Origin of the sequence: Vogesella indigofera (genome assembly GCF_028548395.1) — a bacterium.
GTDB lineage: Bacteria > Pseudomonadota > Gammaproteobacteria > Burkholderiales > Chromobacteriaceae > Vogesella > Vogesella indigofera_A.
In genome coordinates, this window is the sequence record NZ_JAQQLA010000001.1 from 1 (window position 1) to 15,174 (window position 15,174).

Sequence of the window (15,174 nt, forward strand, 5' to 3'; positions counted from 1 at the left end):
GGTGGCCATAGCGAGGTGGTCCCACGCCTTCCCATTCCGAACAGGACCGTGAAACGCCTTAGCGCCGATGATAGTGCAGATACCTGTGTGAAAGTAGGACACCGCCAGACGCCCCATAAACAAAGCCCAGCTCAACCGAGCTGGGCTTTGTGCTTTGTGGGCGGCCAACGTAGCAGGTCTTGCTGCTGTCGTGCAATCCTCCTGTCCTGAAGCCTCTCGTGCCTGCTGCGGTCAACCTTTGTCTGCCTTCCTGCTTCTCATCGACTCGTTTTGCCAAGTGACCCACCGTTATTCGACCCATACGACCCAATTCAACCCTTTTGTCATTAGTTGTGTTGAAACCGCAAGATCGAATGAATCTTTTTGTGGAAAACTAGTCTACTGACACTGGTTTGAATAACTAAAGTCAACACGAACGGTTTGCTGTACGGTGTGGGGTGCCTTGCGCCCGTGCAGTTGCGGTGTTGTCTGCCACGAGGAGAAAAAGTGTCCCGTCTGATTGCCTTGTTGCTGCTGTGCGGTACGCCATTGCTGGCCCATGCGGCCACGCTGGATGGCGCCAGCCTGAGCCTGTTGTGGGGCGTTCCCTTTGCCGGCCTCCTGCTGTCGATCGCCTTGTTTCCGATCGTGGCGCCGGAGTTCTGGCACCATCACTTTGGCAAGATCACTACCGGCTGGACCTTGTTGTTCCTGTTGCCCTTTACGCTGAATTTTGGTGGCGCCACTGCCGCCGGGCTGGTGCTGCATGCCATGCTGGCCGAGTTCATCCCCTTCGTGGTGCTGCTGTTTGCGCTGTACACGGTGTCCGGTGGCATTTTGGTGGCCGGCAATCTGCACGGCTCGCCGGCGCTGAATACCGGCCTGCTAGCGTTGGGAACGGCTCTGGCATCAATCATGGGCACTACCGGGGCGGCGATGCTGCTGATCCGGCCGTTGATCAAGGCCAACGACAACCGCCGTCACAATGTCCATGTGGTGGTGTTCTTCATTTTCCTGGTGGCGAACATCGGCGGCGGCCTGACGCCGCTGGGGGATCCGCCACTGTTCCTCGGTTTTTTGAAGGGTGTCGATTTCGGCTGGACCCTGCAGGCCATGGCGTTGCCGGTGCTGCTGATGGCGGTAACGTTGCTGCTTATTTTTTATGTGATCGACAGCTATCTGTTCCGGAAAGAAGGTGTGTTGCAACGTGACCGGACGCCGGACTCGCCGATCCGTATCAGTGGCTTGCAGAACCTGCCGTTGCTGGGTGCGGTGATTGCCGCGGTGCTGCTGTCCGGCATCTGGAAACCGGGCGTGGTCTTCGACGTGCTGGGCACGCCGCTGGCGTTGCAGAACCTGGTGCGTGACCTGCTGCTGCTGGCGATTGCCGGGCTGTCGCTGTGGCTGACGCCGAAAGCCATTCGCGAGGGCAACGAATTCAACTGGGATCCGATGCTGGAAGTGGCCAAGCTGTTCGCCGGTATCTTCATTACCATCGGGCCGGTGCTGGCGGTACTGCAGGCTGGCGAGAGGGGTGCGCTGACCGCGCTGGTGCAGCTGGTGACCACGCCGCAAGGCACGCCGGACAATGTGATGTACTTCTGGCTGACCGGCGTGCTGTCCAGTTTCCTCGACAACGCGCCGACCTATCTGGTGTTCTTTAATCTGGCATCGGGCGATGCGGCCACGCTGATGGGGCCGCTGGCGCCTACGCTGCTGGCGATCTCGATGGGGGCCGTGTTCATGGGCGCGTGCACCTATATCGGCAACGCGCCCAACTTCATGGTCAAGGCCATCGCCCAGCAGCGCGGTATCGCGATGCCCAGCTTCTTCGGCTACATGGCCTGGTCGTTCGGCATCCTGCTGCCGCTGTTCCTGCTGCTGACGCTGATCGTGCTGTAATTCACCGCCTTGCGGTATCAGGGCTGCCCCTTGTGGCAGCCTTTTTTGCTTGAAATCCGGTATCCTTGCTGTTTTTCCGTTTTCGCGATTCTGTCATGCACATCCATATTCTCGGCATCTGCGGCACCTTCATGGGCGGCATCGCCGCCATCGCCAAGGCCGCCGGCCACAAGGTTACCGGCTGCGACGCCAACGTCTATCCGCCGATGAGCACCCAGCTGGAAGCCATGGGCATCGAGCTGATGCAGGGCTTTGGCGCCGAACAGGCGGATATCGGCGCCGACGTGTTCGTGATCGGCAACGTGGTGACGCGCGGCAAGGCGCTGATGGAAGAGATCATGAATCGCGGCCTGCCGTACATCTCCGGCCCGCAGTGGCTGGCCGAGAACGTGCTGCACGACAAATGGGTGCTGGCGGTGGCCGGTACCCACGGCAAGACCAGCACCACCTCGATGCTGGCGTGGATTCTGCAGGATGCCGGTTTGGAACCGGGCTTCCTGATCGGCGGCATCCCGGAAAACTTCGGCATCTCCGCACGCCTGCCGGGCACGCCGCGCCAGGACGCGGCCAGCACCAGCCCGTTCTTCGTGATCGAGGCCGACGAGTACGACACCGCCTTCTTCGACAAGCGCAGCAAGTTCGTGCACTACCATCCGCGCACCGCGGTGCTGAACAACCTGGAGTTCGACCACGCCGACATCTTTGCCGACCTGGCCGCCATCGAAACCCAGTTCCACCACCTGGTGCGCACCGTGCCAGGCAATGGCCTAGTGGTGAGCAATGGTCGCGAGGCCAGCCTGCAGCGCGTGCTGGAACGCGGCTGCTGGACGCCGGTGGAACAGTTCGGCAGCGATGCCGGCTGGCAGGCCGGCACGGCGGCGGCCGATGGCCGCTTCGACGTGCTGCTGCACGGCGAGACGCTGGGTCGCGTGCAGTGGGAGGTGCCGGGCGAGCATAACCGCCTGAACGCGGTGGCGGCGATTGCCGCCGCGCGCCACGTCGGCGTGACGCCGGCAGTGGCCATCGACGCGCTGTCGCGCTTCAAGAGCGTGAAGCGGCGCATGGAAGTGAAGGGCACCGTGCGCGGTGTCACCGTGTACGACGACTTTGCCCACCATCCCACCGCCATCACCACCACCATCGCCGGCCTGCGCCACAAGGTTGGCCGCAACAGCCGCATCCTGGCGGTGCTGGAGCCGCGCTCCAACACCATGAAACTGGGCACCATGAAGGCGGCGCTGCCGGGCTCGCTGGCCGACGCCGACGAGGTATTCTGTTACGGTGCGGCCGACCTGGGCTGGAGCGTGGCCGAGGCGATGGCGCCGCTGGGCGCCAAGGCGCGCTGCTTCGACGACATCGACGCGCTGGTGGCCGCCATCGTCGCCGAGGCGCACGACGGCGACCAACTGCTGGTGATGAGCAACGGCGGTTTCGGTGGTATCCACGGCAAGCTGTTGAGCGCGCTGGCGGGCTGAGGCGCCTCGCGGACCGCCACCACGCCAGACTGCGGTCTGGCGTTTTTTTATGGTGCGATGCTTTCCACGCAATTGCGGCCGTTGGCCTTGGCGCGATACAGCGCCTTGTCGGCCAGCTTCAGCAGCTCGGACAGGTCGTGCGCGTGGCCGTTGCGGCTGGCGACGACGCCGGCGGAGAAGGTCAGCTGCAGTTGCTGGCCGTCGGTGTGGAACGACTGCGCGGCGATGCCGTTGCGCAGCACATCGACGATGGCGTGCGCCTCGCCCAGCGAGGTGTCCGGCAGCAGCAGCGCAAACTCCTCGCCGCCCATGCGTCCGGCCATGGCGCTGTCCGGCAGCGCTGCGCGCAGGTTGCTGGCAAAGTGTTGCAGCGCGGCATCACCGGCGGCGTGGCCGTAGCGGTCGTTGATGTTCTTGAAGTGATCGAGGTCGATCAGCGCCACGGCAACAGTATCGTCGGCCAGCCGTGCGCGCTCCAGCGCCTTGCCGGCGAAGGACAGGAAGTGACGGCGGTTGGCCAGCCCGGTAAGGTCGTCCAGCGTGGCGCGCTGGTACAGCTCGTGCTGGGTGGCCTGCAGCTGTGCCAGTGCGCGTTCGGTGGCCTGCTTCTCGTCCTGCAGCCGCTGGGCGTGGGCGATGCGCTCGGTGATGTCGATCAGGCTGACGGCGATGGCGTGGCGTTCGCGGAATTGCAGGTAACGCATCGAGGTCATGCTCCAGCAGACCTTGTGGTTGTGGTTGTTGAGTTGCGCTTCGCGGTCGGTGACGATCTGCTGCTCCTGCAGCACCGCCAGCAGCTCCTCGCAGCGCTGCGGATTGTGGAACAGCGCCGGCAGCGTCTGCCGCTGCAGCATCTGCCGCGACATGCCCAGCATGCGCGCGGCGGCATCGTTGCTGGTGAGGATGGACAGCTCGCTGGCGTCGACGATCAGCACGCCGACCTGCACCGTTTCGATCAGCGTCTGCTGGTCGCGCTGCTCGTCGATCAGGGTGCGCATCTTTTCGCGCAGGCTGCTGTTGGTCAGCGCCAGCAGCTGCTGCGCGTGGTTGAACTGACTGCTGCTGTGTTCGACATGCAGCAGGATCTGGCTGATGCGCCACATCAGCAGCAACAGCAGGCAGCTAAGCACCAGTGCGACACCGAGCAGGCTCAGCGCGAACAGGTTGAAGCTGCGGATGATCTGGCTGCTGCGGTAGTTGGCCGCCAGCAGCAGCGGCACCTGGCTCAGACGGGTGGTGGCGACCTGGGTCAGGTTGTGGCCGTTGAAATCCATGCTGCCATTGCTGGCCAGCACGCTGCCGTTGATGTCGAGTACGGCGTAGGCGGGGTGATCCAGCAGCTGTTCCGGGTCCAGCAGCTCGCTGACGCGCAGGAAGCCGGTGAGTGCGCTGTGACAGCGCTCCAGGTCGCACAAGGGCAGCACCACTTGCAGCAGCTCGCTGTTGCCTGGCCGTTTGTCGATCACCGGCAGCGGCAGCACGGTCAGCGCCGGATGTACCGCCGGGCTTTGCAGCCATTGCCGCACTTGCTGCACGGCCGCTGCGCTCAGCGGCTGCTGCTGCCCGCGCAGCTGCTGTTGCTGGCTGGCGTCCACCAGCCACAGGCTGCCGCCCTGCAGCGGAAACAGCTGGGTGGCGTCGCGGGCCAGGCTGGGCTGGTCATTGGCGAACAGCTGCAATTCCTTGTACAGGTTGCGCAGCCGGTCATCGACCGCCGCGCTGGACAGGCGTAGCCATTCCGCCTGCTGTGTCTGTTGCTGAGCGCTGAGCAACGACTGGCGCTGGCGCAGGCCCTCGATCACGCCGCCCCACATCACCGCCAGCACCAGCAGGGCCAGCACCCACGACAGGCGTAGCAGGCGGCGGGCGCGCTGCGTTTCCGGTGCGTGCTGTTCTGACGGCAGGGTCGGCGTCATGTCTTGCCCTTGCCGATGTGCTGACGATGCTGCTGGAACACCCAGCGCTCCCAGCGGCGGGTGTCGTTGTCGTGGCGCAGCGGCTGCAGCCGGGCCAGGTGCTGGTAGCCGTCGGGGCCGGCCAGGCTGGATTCGATGGTCACGCACAGGTACAGCGGGCAGCCGGACGGTGCGTGCGGATGCAGCTGCAGCAGGCCACTGTCGCCGACGCTGGCGGCCAGTTCGTCCTGCCACACCACCGCCTCCAGTCCGATGCGGCAGGGGCGGGGTGGCGGCAGTTGCGGATAGCGCGCCAGCAGACCCAGTTCCAGCACGAAGTCGAGCTTGGCTTCCAGCCGTTGCAGCAACGGGCTGCCGTCACTGTCCTGGTCCAGCGGCGCGGCGAGCACCGCCAGCGCCAGGCCGGTTTCCAGCTGCGCGGCGTGGCTGGTGGCCGCGTCCGGCGCCGGGTGGAAGCGCAGCGGAAAACAGCTGTCAAAGTAGACGGTGTCCAGTTCGGGCAGTGGCATACAAGGTTGGCCGCAGGCTACAGGAACAGGTGGCGGATGCCATCCAGTCCGACGTGGTTGAGGGTGTAGCGGGCCTGGGCGCGCACCACCGGCTTGGCGTGGGTGGCGACGCCGACACCGGCCTCGGCCAGCATCAGCAGATCGTTGGCGCCGTCGCCCATGGCGATTACCTGCTCGGCGCGCAGGCCCAGTGCCTCGCGCTGCGCGATCAGCAGGCGGCGCTTGGCGGCGCCGTCGACGATATCGCCGATGACGCGGCCGGTGAGCTTGCCGTCGATAATTTCCAGCTGGTTGGCGTGGCAGTAGTCGAGGTTCAGCTCCGCCTTCAGCCGTTCGGTGAAGTAGGTGAAGCCGCCGGAAAGCAGCATGAATTTCACGCCGTGCTCACGACAGGCAGTCAGCAGCTCGCGGGCGCCGGCCATCAGCTGCAGGCGCTCATCGTAGACGCGGGCCAGCGCCGCTTCCGGCAGCCCGGCCAGCAGCGCGACGCGCGCTTTCAGCGATTCGGTAAAGTCCAGCTCGCCGCGCATCGAGCGCTCGGTAATCGCCGCCACTTGCGGTTTCAGCCCCTGCATGTCGGCGATCTCGTCGATGCACTCGATGGTGATCAGCGTTGAATCCATGTCCGATACCAGCAGCCCGAAATCGGCAAAGCGGCGTGCGCGGTCGACATAGTTGGCATCCACGCTCAGGCGTTCGGCGCGCGCCAGCACCAGCTCGCGGCGGGCGGGGTCGACATCGTCGAGACGCACCACGTTGGCCGCAACGCTGCGGCTGTCGCTGGCGCCGGACAGGGCGGCCAGCTCGGTGAGGCGGGCTTGGTCGAGGGTGGGGGCTTGTAATACCAGAGTCTGTGGCGTGCTCATGCGTGGGCAGGGATCAAGAGTGAACAGTGCTGACGATTATGCCATGTCACAGCCGATACTGGCGTTTGATCAGCGCGTCCAGCGCCAGCCGGCCGGGGCCGCAGGCCAGTAGCGTAAACAGCATCAGCCCCCACTGGTAGTGGAAGTCGAGCGCGCTGCCTTCCAGCGCCGGATAGCTGATCACCGCCACCGCGTTGAGCACGAACAGGCCCAGCGCGGCGAAGCGGCCGGCCAGCCCCAGTGCCAGCAGCACCGGCAGCACTAGCTCGCCGCCGGTGCCCAGCCATGCGGCCAACGTTGGCGGCAGCAGAGGCACCGCGTACTCCTCGTGGAACAGGAACAGCGTGCTGTCCCAGTCTTCGATCTTGGTCAGCCCGGACCTGAAGAACACCCACGCCAGCCACAGGCGCAGTGCCAGCAGAGCGAGGTCCTGCAGTGGCGGCGCCAGTGGCGTGATCACGCGGCTGGATTGGCGCAGCAGGCAGGCGATGGGCGAGTTCATGGCGGCTTTCCTTGTGCTTGTGCAAACCAGCCGTGCTGCAGGCCGGTCTGCAGGGTGTGTTGCAGCGCGAAGTCTGGCGCCAGCGCCAGCGCGGCGGCGGTGGCCTCGTCCAGCGTGGCGCCCCGTTGCAGGCGGGACAGGAACTCGGTGGGCGCGTCGTCCACACGGCGCAGCTGCATCTGGCCGTGCTCGCGCCACAGCAGCAGGTTTTCCGCCTGCGCCAGCGTGAACGGCTGCCGTGTCGCGCCCGGCTGGTGGTAGGCGTGAATCGCCGACAGCGCCCACGGCGAGCGCAACAGGCTCAGCGAGGCATCCAGCGGCAGGTGCAGTTCGCTCCATTGCGCAGGCGATAGCGCGGCGAGGGTGGCGACCTCCAGGCGCGCGCTGTCGGGGGCGTAATAGCCGCGATGCAGCGCCCACTCCATGCGCGCCACATCCGGCAGGTAGGGCCATTCGGCGGTGGGCGCAAAGCCTGCGATGAAGTCGGCGAAGCCGGCGCCGTAGCGGTGTAGGTTACCGCTGTGCGACGGCGTGGCGCGCACGAATTCGCGGCTCAGCGCGCCGAAGAATGCCGCGCCCAGCAGCTGCTGCACGATGGGGTAGACGAGGGCGAGCATCTCCATCAGCCCGACGCGGTAGTTGTTGCGGTACACCGCCAGCGCATGGGCCGGCAGCGTGGCGTGCGGCTGCCACTGCGGCGCGGTGATGGCGTCCAGCAGTTCATGCTGCCAGCGTTGTGCGTCAGTCATCGCGCGCTCCCCGGCCGGCGGTGTCGAGCATGTGCTGTGCCGTGGCCGCCTCTGCCAGTAGCGTGTCCAGCGGCGGAATGTCGCTGTCCCACTCGATCAGAGTTGGCCGCGGCCCGAAGCGAGCGATCACCGCGCGGTACAGTTGCCACACCGCCGGCGCTACCGGCCGGCTGTGGGTGTCGACCAGCAGGCGGCTGCCGTCGTCGAAGCGGCGTTCGCTGTGGCCGGCGAGGTGGATCTCGCCGATGGCGGCGGCCGGCAGCGCGTCGAGGAAGGCGTCGACATCCAGCCCGAGGTTGATGTGGTTGACGTACAGGTTGTTGACGTCGAGCAGGATGCCGCAGCCGGTGCGCTGCACCAGCTCGGCCAGGAATTCGGCCTCGCTCATCTCGTTGCCCGGAAACTGCAGGTAGCTGGACAGGTTTTCCAGCAGCAGCGGGCGGCCGATGGCGTCCTGGGCTTCGGCCACGTTGGCCGCCACCTGCACCAGCATGGCGCGGGTGTAGGGAATCGGCAGCAGGTCGTTGGCGAAGCGGTAGTCGGCATCGTGGTTGAACGACAGGTGCTCCGACACTGCGGCCGCTGGCACCTGCGCCAGTAGCCGCTGCAGCGAGGCCAGGTGCTGCGGATCGGGACGTGCGGCGGAACCCAGCCCCAGACCGACGCCGTGCAGCGACAGCGGATAGCTTGCGGCCAAGCTTTGCAGCATCGCCAGCGGCTGGCCGCCGTCAAAGAAGTTCTCGCTGTGCAACTCGATCCAGCCCAAGGCGGGCAGGCTGTCCAGAACCTGGCGGTAGTGCGGCTGGCGCAGGCCGATGCCGGCACAGACAGGAAGCGGGGTGCTCATGATCGGCTTTCACAAAAAACGGTGGGGCCGTTACCCCACCCGGTGCGCAGGCTTACTTGCTGCCCGGCTGCAGCATGCCGCCCAGCTGGGAGCAGCTGCCGGCGGCGACGTATTTCCACTCCGCCGGATCCTTGTCGAGCTTGGCCTGGCCGGCGCAGCTGTGGCCGTTGGCGGCGCAGTCGTTCTTGCCGGCGGCGGCGACGCCGTAGCATTTTTCCTTGCTGGCGGCGACCGCCGGGGCGGCCGCGCTCATGGCGATGACGGCGGTCAGGGCGGAGGCAAGCAGGGTGCTGGATGCGGACATGGTGTTTCTCCTGAATGATTGGGGGGTGCTGAAATGCGCGAAGCCGCGCATTACCGCCCTTAGTCGCCTGTGGCGGTAATTCATTACAGCATGCCCGAAAAAGTTCTGGCATGGCGGCCACGGGTAGCCCGGCGCTCGCTAGGTTGGCCGCTGGGCGCAAAAAACCCCGCGCCTTGGCACGGGGTGGCAGGGTGTGGCGTTGCTCGCCGTCAGCCGGCGAGCCGCGTCAGATCACTCCCACTCGATGGTTGCCGGCGGCTTGCCCGATACATCGTAGACCACGCGGTTGAGGCCGCGGACTTCGTTGATGATGCGGTTGGAGACGCGGCCGAGCAGGCTGTACGGCAGCTCCGCCCAGTGTGCGGTCATGAAGTCGCTGGTCACCACCGCGCGCAGTGCGCACACGTAGTCGTAGGTGCGGCCGTCGCCCATCACGCCCACCGATTTCACCGGCAGGAATACCGCGAATGCCTGGCTGGTCAGCTCGTACCAGTTCTTGCCGGTTTTCTCGTCGATGGTGTTGCGCAGCTCTTCGATGAAGATGGCATCGGCGCGACGCAGCAGGTCGGCGTATTCCATTTTCACTTCGCCGAGGATGCGCACGCCCAGGCCCGGACCCGGGAACGGGTGACGGTAGACCATATCGTGCGGCAGGCCTAGTGCCACGCCCAGCTGGCGTACTTCGTCCTTGAACAGGTCGCGCAGCGGCTCCAAGAGCTTCAGGTTCATGTCGTCCGGCAGGCCGCCGACGTTGTGGTGGCTCTTGATGGCGTGCGCCTTGCCGGTCTTGGCACCGGCGGACTCGATCACGTCCGGGTAGATGGTGCCCTGTGCCAGCCACTTGGCGTTGGTGAGCTTGCCGGATTCGCGCTGGAACACCTCGACGAACTCGCCGCCGATGATCTTGCGTTTCTTCTCCGGGTCGGACTCGCCGGCCAGTTTGCCCATGAACTGGGCGGTGGCGTCGACCTGGATCACCTTCACGCCCAGGTTCTGCGCGAACATTTCCATCACCATCTTGCCTTCATTCAGGCGCAGCAGGCCGTGGTCGACGAACACGCAGGTCAGCTGGTCGCCGATGGCGCGGTGGATCAGCGCGGCAGCCACCGAGGAATCCACGCCGCCGGACAGGCCGAGGATGACTTCCTCGTCACCGACCTGGTCGCGGATCTTCTGCACCGCTTCCTCGATGTAGTTCGGCATGGTCCAGCTCGGCTTGGCGCCGGCCACGTGCAGCACGAAGCGGTGCAGCATCTCGGTGCCGCGCTTGGTGTGGGTCACTTCCGGGTGGAACTGTACCGCGTAGAAGCCGCGGTCCTCGTCGGCCATCGCGGCGATCGGGCAGGACGGGGTCTCGGCGATAACGTTAAAGCCGGCCGGCAGCGCGGTGACCTTGTCACCGTGGCTCATCCACACGTCGAGGAAGCCGTTGCCGGCGTCGTCGATGCGGTCCTGCAGGCCTTCCAGGATCTTGGAGTGGTGACGCGCCTGGATTTCGGCGTAGCCGAATTCGCGGGTGTCGCCGGCCTCGACCTTGCCGCCCAGGCTTTGCGCCATGAACTGCATGCCGTAGCAGATGCCCAGCACCGGCAGGCCGAGCGAGAAGATGGCAGGATCAGCCTGGTAGTCGGATTCGTACACCGAGTTCGGGCCGCCGGACAGGATGATGGCTTTCGGGGCGAAGGCCTTGATGTCGGCCAGCGGCATGTCGAACGGGTGCAGCTCGCAGTAAACGTGCGCTTCGCGTACGCGGCGGGCGATCAGCTGGGAAACCTGGGAGCCGAAATCGAGGATGAGGATTTTGTCCATGACTGTCCTTGAATGTAAAAGACTGGTCGGGTCACCAGTCGGATTTGAATGCGGGTACTCGGGGCCGGGCCTGCCGCAGGCAGGCGAGCGCTATTTCTTCAGGCGCCGCTCCGGAATGCGGTCGCTGCGCGCGATCAGCATCAGGATGCCAAGCAGGATCATGCCCAGTGCCAGGCTGTGGCTCAGGCGCAGCCTGCTGGTGTCAAACAGGTAGATGGCCGCACCGGTATAGATCAGCATCGGGTTGGTCACAATGCTGGACTTGGTGATGCCGTCGATCAGCAGCAGGCCGGCGCCGGCGCTGGCCAGCAGGATGGCCAGCAGCGTGATGGTGTCCGGCAGCAGCGCGGTGCTTTTCAGCAGCCACAGGGCGCCGAGGATGATAAGGATGAAGGCCTGGGTGGCGCTGGGTTTCATGGCTCAGCCCTTATCGCGCATCAGGCGCTGTTTTTCACGCGCCCATTCGCGTTCTTTTTCCGATTGGCGCTTGTCGTGCTGCTTCTTGCCCTTGGCTAGGCCGATGTCGACCTTGATGTTGCCTTTGCTGTAGTGCAGGTTCAGCGCCACGATGGTGTAGCCGGCGCGCTCGACCTTGCCGATCAGGCGATTGGTCTGCTCCTGCTTCAGCAGCAGCTTGCGGTCGCGGATTGGATCGGGCTTGATGTGGGTCGACGCGGATTGCAGTGCGGTAATATGGCAGCCAACGAGGTAGAATGCGCCATTGCGGTAGAGAACGTAGCTTTCCTTGATCTGCACGCGACCGGCGCGGATGGCTTTGACTTCCCAGCCTTCCAGTACCAGGCCGGCCTCGATGTTTTCTTCGATGAAGTAATCGTGAAACGCTTTGCGGTTGTCGATGATGCTCATGGCGGCGTGGCGGAAAGACGAAGCGGTAAACCCGATATTCTACCAGAACAAAGCGTATCGCCAAAGTATCGAAAATTCATGGGCTTGCTGCGGCCAACCTTGTGTTGCCGCCGCGCCGGCCTTTTACGGACTCCCACACAGTTTTCATCATGCAAGTTGTCGAGAAAAATGTCCTGGTCGCCCATACCCCGGAGCAGATGTTCCGCCTGGTGGACGACGTGGCGCACTACCCGCGCTTTTTACCGTGGTGCAGCAAGGGGGAGGAGCACTCCCGCGACGGCGACCAGCTGGTCGCCAGCCTGCACATCGACTACCTCAAGGTGCGACAGCACTTCACCACCCGCAATGTGAACGAACCGTACAGCAGCATCCTGATGGAGCTGGTGGATGGGCCGTTCAAGCACCTGCAGGGGCGCTGGCACTTTCTGCCGCTGGGCGATGTCGGCTGCAAGGTGGAATTCCGCCTCAGCTACGAGTTCTCCAGCAAGATCCTGGAAAAGCTGATTGGGCCAGTGTTCGGCCACATCTCCGGCACGCTGGTCGATGCCTTCATCAAGGAAGCCGACAAGGTGTACGGCGATGACTGATTGGCTGCAGCTGGAGGTCGCCTACGCGCGGCCGGAACGGCAGCTGATCGTCAAACTGTCGCTGCCTGCCGGCACCACCGCGCGCGAGGCGGTGCTGCAGTCCGGTATCGCCAGCGAATTTCCGGACATTGACCTTACGCAGCTGAAACTGGGTGTCTTCGGCAAGGCGGTGCCGGCGGAGCACGTGCTGCGCGATCACGATCGCGTGGAGATCTACCGCTCGCTGCAGGCCGATCCGAAGGAGGTGCGCCGCCGCCGGGCCGAGGCCGGCAAGGCGGAGTAGCGATTCCATGGCCGCCGCTGCTTGCGGCCAACCTTGATCACGCCAGTGGCTTGCCGCTGGCGTTGTCATTTCTGAGCAGTCCGGTGCGGTGGCGTCCCGGTGCTTATCGGTATGAGGCTGGAGTCGGCGGCAGAAAAGCAAACCGCCCGCAACAAAGTTGCAGGCGGTTTGGGTGCCCCGCGCACGAGCACTGCGAGCAGTGTCAGGCGGGGCTGTTTGACGCAGACGGCAGGGTCGAGGTGCCGTAATGTCGAACGCTTAGTGGAACTGTTCTTCTTCGGTGGAGCCGGTCAGCGCGGTCACCGAGGACTTGCCGCCCTGGATCACGGTGGTCACGTCGTCGAAGTAACCGGTGCCGACTTCCTGCTGGTGCGATACGAAGGTGTAGCCGCGGTCGCGGGCCGCGAATTCCGGCTCCTGCACCTTCTCCACGTAGGCGGACATGCCGCGTGCCACGTAGTCCTGCGCCAGATCGAACATGTTGTACCACATGGAGTGGATGCCGGCCAGGGTGATGAACTGGTACTTGTAGCCCATGGCGCCCAGCTCGCGCTGGAACTTGGCGATGGTGGCATCGTCCAGGTTTTTCTTCCAGTTGAACGATGGCGAGCAGTTGTAGGCCAGCAGTTTGCCTGGATGCTTGGCGTGTACGGCTTCGGCGAAGCGGCGGGCAAACTCCAGATCCGGGGTGCCGGTTTCGCACCATACCAGGTCGGCGTACTCGGCATAGGCCACGGCGCGGCTGATGGCTTGCTCCAGACCTTTCTTGGTCTTGTAGAAGCCTTCAGCGGTGCGCTCGCCAGTCAGGAACGGCTTGTCGTTTTCGTCGTAGTCGGAAGTCAGCAGGTCGGCGGCTTCTGCGTCGGTACGGGCGATCACCAGGGTTGGTACGCCGTAAACGTCGGCTGCCATCCGGGCGGCGATCAGCTTCTGCACTGCTTCCTGGGTCGGTACCAGTACCTTGCCGCCCATGTGGCCGCATTTTTTCACGGAAGCCAGCTGGTCTTCGAAGTGCACGCCACCGGCGCCGACGCGGATCATCGCCTTCATCAGTTCGTAGGCATTCAGTACGCCGCCGAAACCGGCTTCGGCGTCGGCCACGATCGGTGCGTAGTAGTCAACGAAACCGGCATCGCCTTGTTCCACGCCCTTGGAGTGCTGGATTTCGTCGGCACGGGTGAAGGCGTTGTTGATGCGCTCGACCACCTTCGGCACCGAGTCAACCGGATACAGCGACTGGTCCGGGTACATGGCGGAGTATTCGTTGTTGTCGGCGGCAACCTGCCAGCCGGACAGGTAGATCGCCTTGATGCCGGCTTTCACCTGCTGCATCGCCTGACCGCCGGTCAGTGCGCCCAGACAGTTGATGTACGGCTCGTTGTTCACCAGATTCCACAGCTTCTCGGCACCGTTGCGGGCCAGGGTGTGCTCTACCTGTACGGAGCCGCGCAGGCGCTCAACGTCAGCAGCGGTGTAGCCACGTTTGATGCCTTTCCAGCGCGGGTTGGTATCCCAGTCGTGCTGGATGGCGGCGATGCGTTGTTCGCGAGTAGTCATGGTAAACCCTTCACTTGATAGTTTCGTTTTGCCGGATAAACCGGCGCTCCCAGTTTCTCTTGCTGCAGGCCGGTGATGCCGGTCTTTGTGCGTTGCTAACCCGCCTGTTCTGGTGGCGGGCCTGACTGCCGGAAACCGCCCCGGATCCAGTGCTGGCGGGCCGTGCAGTAGCGCTGTTGTGGAATCATTTAAGCATAAAAAAATTGCGTTGTGTGCACTGCAGCACAAAAAAATCCTTTGTTTTCAAAAGGTAACAAAGGTGCACAAAAATGAATCGCCGGTGCGCGCCGATCCTGATCGTTAACGAAAATAAAAGTAACTAAATGACCATTTACTTATTGTGGAGAAGATCTTGAAAAAGGGCAGCTTGGCCTTATTTACCTGAGGTCTTTGTGAATTCAGCCAAACGGAAGCGATCATGCAGGAAAATCAAAATCCCCAAGCGGAAGAAGTGCTTGAACAAGTTGCCAACCCGGCCGAAGGCGCCGTCGTCAGTGACGCGGAGCGTGTCGCCCAGCTGGAAGTTGAACTAGCAGAAATGAAAGAGCAGTTTTTGCGCGCCAAGGCCGAAACTGAAAACCAGCGCCGCCGTGGCGTGGAAGAAGTGGCCAAGGCACAAAAGTTTGCCATCGAAAAATTCGCCTCCGAACTCATCGGGGTCAAGGACAGCCTGGAAATGGCGCTTCAGGACCAGTCCGGCCAGTTCGAAAACCTCAAATTCGGCGTCGACCTGACGCTGAAGCAGCTGCTGGCCGCCTTCGAGAAGGGCCAGATCAGCGAAATCAACCCGCTGGGCGAGAAGCTGGACCCGCATCGCCACCAGGCTATCAGCACCGAAGAATCCGACGCCGAGCCGAATTCGGTGGTGCGCGTGATGCAAAAAGGGTATCTGATCGCCGATCGCGTGCTGCGTCCGGCGATGGTGGTGGTCGCCAAGGCCAAGAGCTGAGATTGCGACGACTAACCCTCTTGAAAACGCGGAAATAGCCAATATCTGGCAAGACAACCCCCCGGCGCACCAC

At 63.9% G+C, this 15,174-nt stretch carries 16 protein-coding genes and 1 rRNA gene; 6 read left to right on the forward strand and 11 right to left on the reverse strand.

The features are described from left to right. The 3 genes from rrf to mpl form a co-directional block, all read left to right on the forward strand. A 5S ribosomal RNA gene (rrf, locus tag PQU89_RS00005) occupies positions 1–110 on the forward strand; the annotation flags it as partial. A 376-nt stretch (positions 111–486) separates the two neighbouring features. After that, positions 487–1,881, forward strand: coding sequence for a sodium:proton antiporter (locus tag PQU89_RS00010; protein WP_272764022.1), 1,395 nt, complete (start codon positions 487–489; stop codon positions 1,879–1,881). A gap of 95 nt (positions 1,882–1,976) precedes the next feature. Beyond that, positions 1,977–3,356, forward strand: coding sequence for a UDP-N-acetylmuramate:L-alanyl-gamma-D-glutamyl-meso-diaminopimelate ligase (gene mpl, locus PQU89_RS00015; RefSeq protein WP_272764023.1), 1,380 nt, complete (start codon positions 1,977–1,979; stop codon positions 3,354–3,356). A gap of 47 nt (positions 3,357–3,403) precedes the next feature. On the opposite strand, the gene PQU89_RS00020 is transcribed toward mpl, so the two are convergent. From PQU89_RS00020 to smpB, 10 genes are all read right to left on the reverse strand, one after another. Beyond that, positions 3,404–5,272 (reverse strand): sensor domain-containing diguanylate cyclase, encoded by a 1,869-nt coding sequence (locus tag PQU89_RS00020; RefSeq protein WP_272764024.1) that lies wholly within the window; start codon positions 5,270–5,272, stop codon positions 3,404–3,406. Beyond that, complete coding sequence (locus PQU89_RS00025) at positions 5,269–5,781, reverse strand: hypothetical protein (protein ID WP_272764025.1); 513 nt, start codon at positions 5,779–5,781, stop codon at positions 5,269–5,271. The genes PQU89_RS00020 and PQU89_RS00025 overlap by 4 nt, the downstream gene beginning before the upstream one ends. A 17-nt stretch (positions 5,782–5,798) precedes the next feature. Then, the gene (serB, locus tag PQU89_RS00030) at positions 5,799–6,647 is read right to left on the reverse strand and encodes a phosphoserine phosphatase SerB (protein ID WP_272764026.1); all 849 of its coding nucleotides are present in this window, start codon (positions 6,645–6,647) and stop codon (positions 5,799–5,801) included. Between the two features lie 46 nt (positions 6,648–6,693). Continuing rightward, positions 6,694–7,149 carry a DoxX family protein gene (locus PQU89_RS00035; RefSeq protein ID WP_272764027.1) on the reverse strand — a complete coding sequence of 152 codons (456 nt, stop codon included), beginning with the start codon at positions 7,147–7,149 and terminating at the stop codon, positions 6,694–6,696. Then, a complete protein-coding gene (locus PQU89_RS00040; RefSeq protein WP_272764028.1) occupies positions 7,146–7,898 on the reverse strand; it encodes an HvfC/BufC family peptide modification chaperone in 753 nt (250 codons plus the stop codon). The genes PQU89_RS00035 and PQU89_RS00040 overlap by 4 nt, the downstream gene beginning before the upstream one ends. Continuing rightward, positions 7,891–8,745 (reverse strand): MNIO family bufferin maturase, encoded by an 855-nt coding sequence (bufB, locus tag PQU89_RS00045; RefSeq protein ID WP_272764029.1) that lies wholly within the window; start codon positions 8,743–8,745, stop codon positions 7,891–7,893. The genes PQU89_RS00040 and bufB overlap by 8 nt, the downstream gene beginning before the upstream one ends. A 52-nt stretch (positions 8,746–8,797) precedes the next feature. Next, positions 8,798–9,049, reverse strand: a complete 252-nt coding sequence (locus PQU89_RS00050; protein WP_272764030.1) for a BufA1 family periplasmic bufferin-type metallophore — start codon at positions 9,047–9,049, stop codon at positions 8,798–8,800. A 231-nt stretch (positions 9,050–9,280) separates the two neighbouring features. After that, positions 9,281–10,858, reverse strand: coding sequence for a glutamine-hydrolyzing GMP synthase (gene guaA / locus PQU89_RS00055; protein WP_272764031.1), 1,578 nt, complete (start codon positions 10,856–10,858; stop codon positions 9,281–9,283). A gap of 90 nt (positions 10,859–10,948) precedes the next feature. Beyond that, on the reverse strand, positions 10,949–11,275 hold the full coding sequence (locus PQU89_RS00060; protein ID WP_272764032.1) for a hypothetical protein: 327 nt from the start codon (positions 11,273–11,275) through the stop codon (positions 10,949–10,951). 3 nt (positions 11,276–11,278) lie between these two features. Continuing rightward, a complete protein-coding gene (smpB, locus tag PQU89_RS00065) occupies positions 11,279–11,725 on the reverse strand; it encodes an SsrA-binding protein SmpB (RefSeq protein ID WP_272764033.1) in 447 nt (148 codons plus the stop codon). Positions 11,726–11,874: 149 nt separating this feature from the next. Between smpB and PQU89_RS00070 the strand changes: the two genes are divergently transcribed. Beyond that, positions 11,875–12,312: a type II toxin-antitoxin system RatA family toxin gene (locus PQU89_RS00070; RefSeq protein WP_272758920.1), complete on the forward strand. Its 438-nt coding sequence runs from the start codon at positions 11,875–11,877 to the stop codon at positions 12,310–12,312. After that, positions 12,305–12,595: an RnfH family protein gene (locus PQU89_RS00075; protein ID WP_272764034.1), complete on the forward strand. Its 291-nt coding sequence runs from the start codon at positions 12,305–12,307 to the stop codon at positions 12,593–12,595. Before PQU89_RS00070 ends, PQU89_RS00075 begins: the two co-directional genes overlap by 8 nt. A 258-nt stretch (positions 12,596–12,853) precedes the next feature. Here PQU89_RS00075 and aceA read toward each other — a convergent pair whose 3' ends face one another. After that, positions 12,854–14,152, reverse strand: a complete 1,299-nt coding sequence (gene aceA, locus PQU89_RS00080) for an isocitrate lyase (RefSeq protein ID WP_272764035.1) — start codon at positions 14,150–14,152, stop codon at positions 12,854–12,856. A gap of 418 nt (positions 14,153–14,570) precedes the next feature. Between aceA and grpE the strand changes: the two genes are divergently transcribed. Next, entirely contained in the window at positions 14,571–15,101 is a 531-nt protein-coding gene (grpE, locus tag PQU89_RS00085; protein WP_272758921.1) for a nucleotide exchange factor GrpE, read from the forward strand. The last annotated feature ends 73 nt before the right edge of the window (positions 15,102–15,174 follow it).

Excerpts from the sequence above, each read along its gene's own strand:
- PQU89_RS00050 (WP_272764030.1), bottom strand. The coding sequence starts at position 9,049 with ATGTCCGCATCCAGCACCCTGCTTGCCTCCGCCCTGACCGCCGTCATC.
- grpE (WP_272758921.1), top strand. The coding sequence starts at position 14,571 with ATGCAGGAAAATCAAAATCCCCAAGCGGAAGAAGTGCTTGAACAAGTT.
- mpl (WP_272764023.1), top strand. The coding sequence starts at position 1,977 with ATGCACATCCATATTCTCGGCATCTGCGGCACCTTCATGGGCGGCATC.
- PQU89_RS00040 (WP_272764028.1), bottom strand. The coding sequence starts at position 7,898 with ATGACTGACGCACAACGCTGGCAGCATGAACTGCTGGACGCCATCACC.
- aceA (WP_272764035.1), bottom strand. The coding sequence starts at position 14,152 with ATGACTACTCGCGAACAACGCATCGCCGCCATCCAGCACGACTGGGAT.
- PQU89_RS00060 (WP_272764032.1), bottom strand. The coding sequence starts at position 11,275 with ATGAAACCCAGCGCCACCCAGGCCTTCATCCTTATCATCCTCGGCGCC.
- PQU89_RS00025 (WP_272764025.1), bottom strand. The coding sequence starts at position 5,781 with ATGCCACTGCCCGAACTGGACACCGTCTACTTTGACAGCTGTTTTCCG.
- bufB (WP_272764029.1), bottom strand. The coding sequence starts at position 8,745 with ATGAGCACCCCGCTTCCTGTCTGTGCCGGCATCGGCCTGCGCCAGCCG.
- PQU89_RS00020 (WP_272764024.1), bottom strand. The coding sequence starts at position 5,272 with ATGACGCCGACCCTGCCGTCAGAACAGCACGCACCGGAAACGCAGCGC.
- PQU89_RS00075 (WP_272764034.1), top strand. The coding sequence starts at position 12,305 with ATGACTGATTGGCTGCAGCTGGAGGTCGCCTACGCGCGGCCGGAACGG.
- smpB (WP_272764033.1), bottom strand. The coding sequence starts at position 11,725 with ATGAGCATCATCGACAACCGCAAAGCGTTTCACGATTACTTCATCGAA.
- serB (WP_272764026.1), bottom strand. The coding sequence starts at position 6,647 with ATGAGCACGCCACAGACTCTGGTATTACAAGCCCCCACCCTCGACCAA.
- PQU89_RS00070 (WP_272758920.1), top strand. The coding sequence starts at position 11,875 with ATGCAAGTTGTCGAGAAAAATGTCCTGGTCGCCCATACCCCGGAGCAG.
- PQU89_RS00035 (WP_272764027.1), bottom strand. The coding sequence starts at position 7,149 with ATGAACTCGCCCATCGCCTGCCTGCTGCGCCAATCCAGCCGCGTGATC.
- guaA (WP_272764031.1), bottom strand. The coding sequence starts at position 10,858 with ATGGACAAAATCCTCATCCTCGATTTCGGCTCCCAGGTTTCCCAGCTG.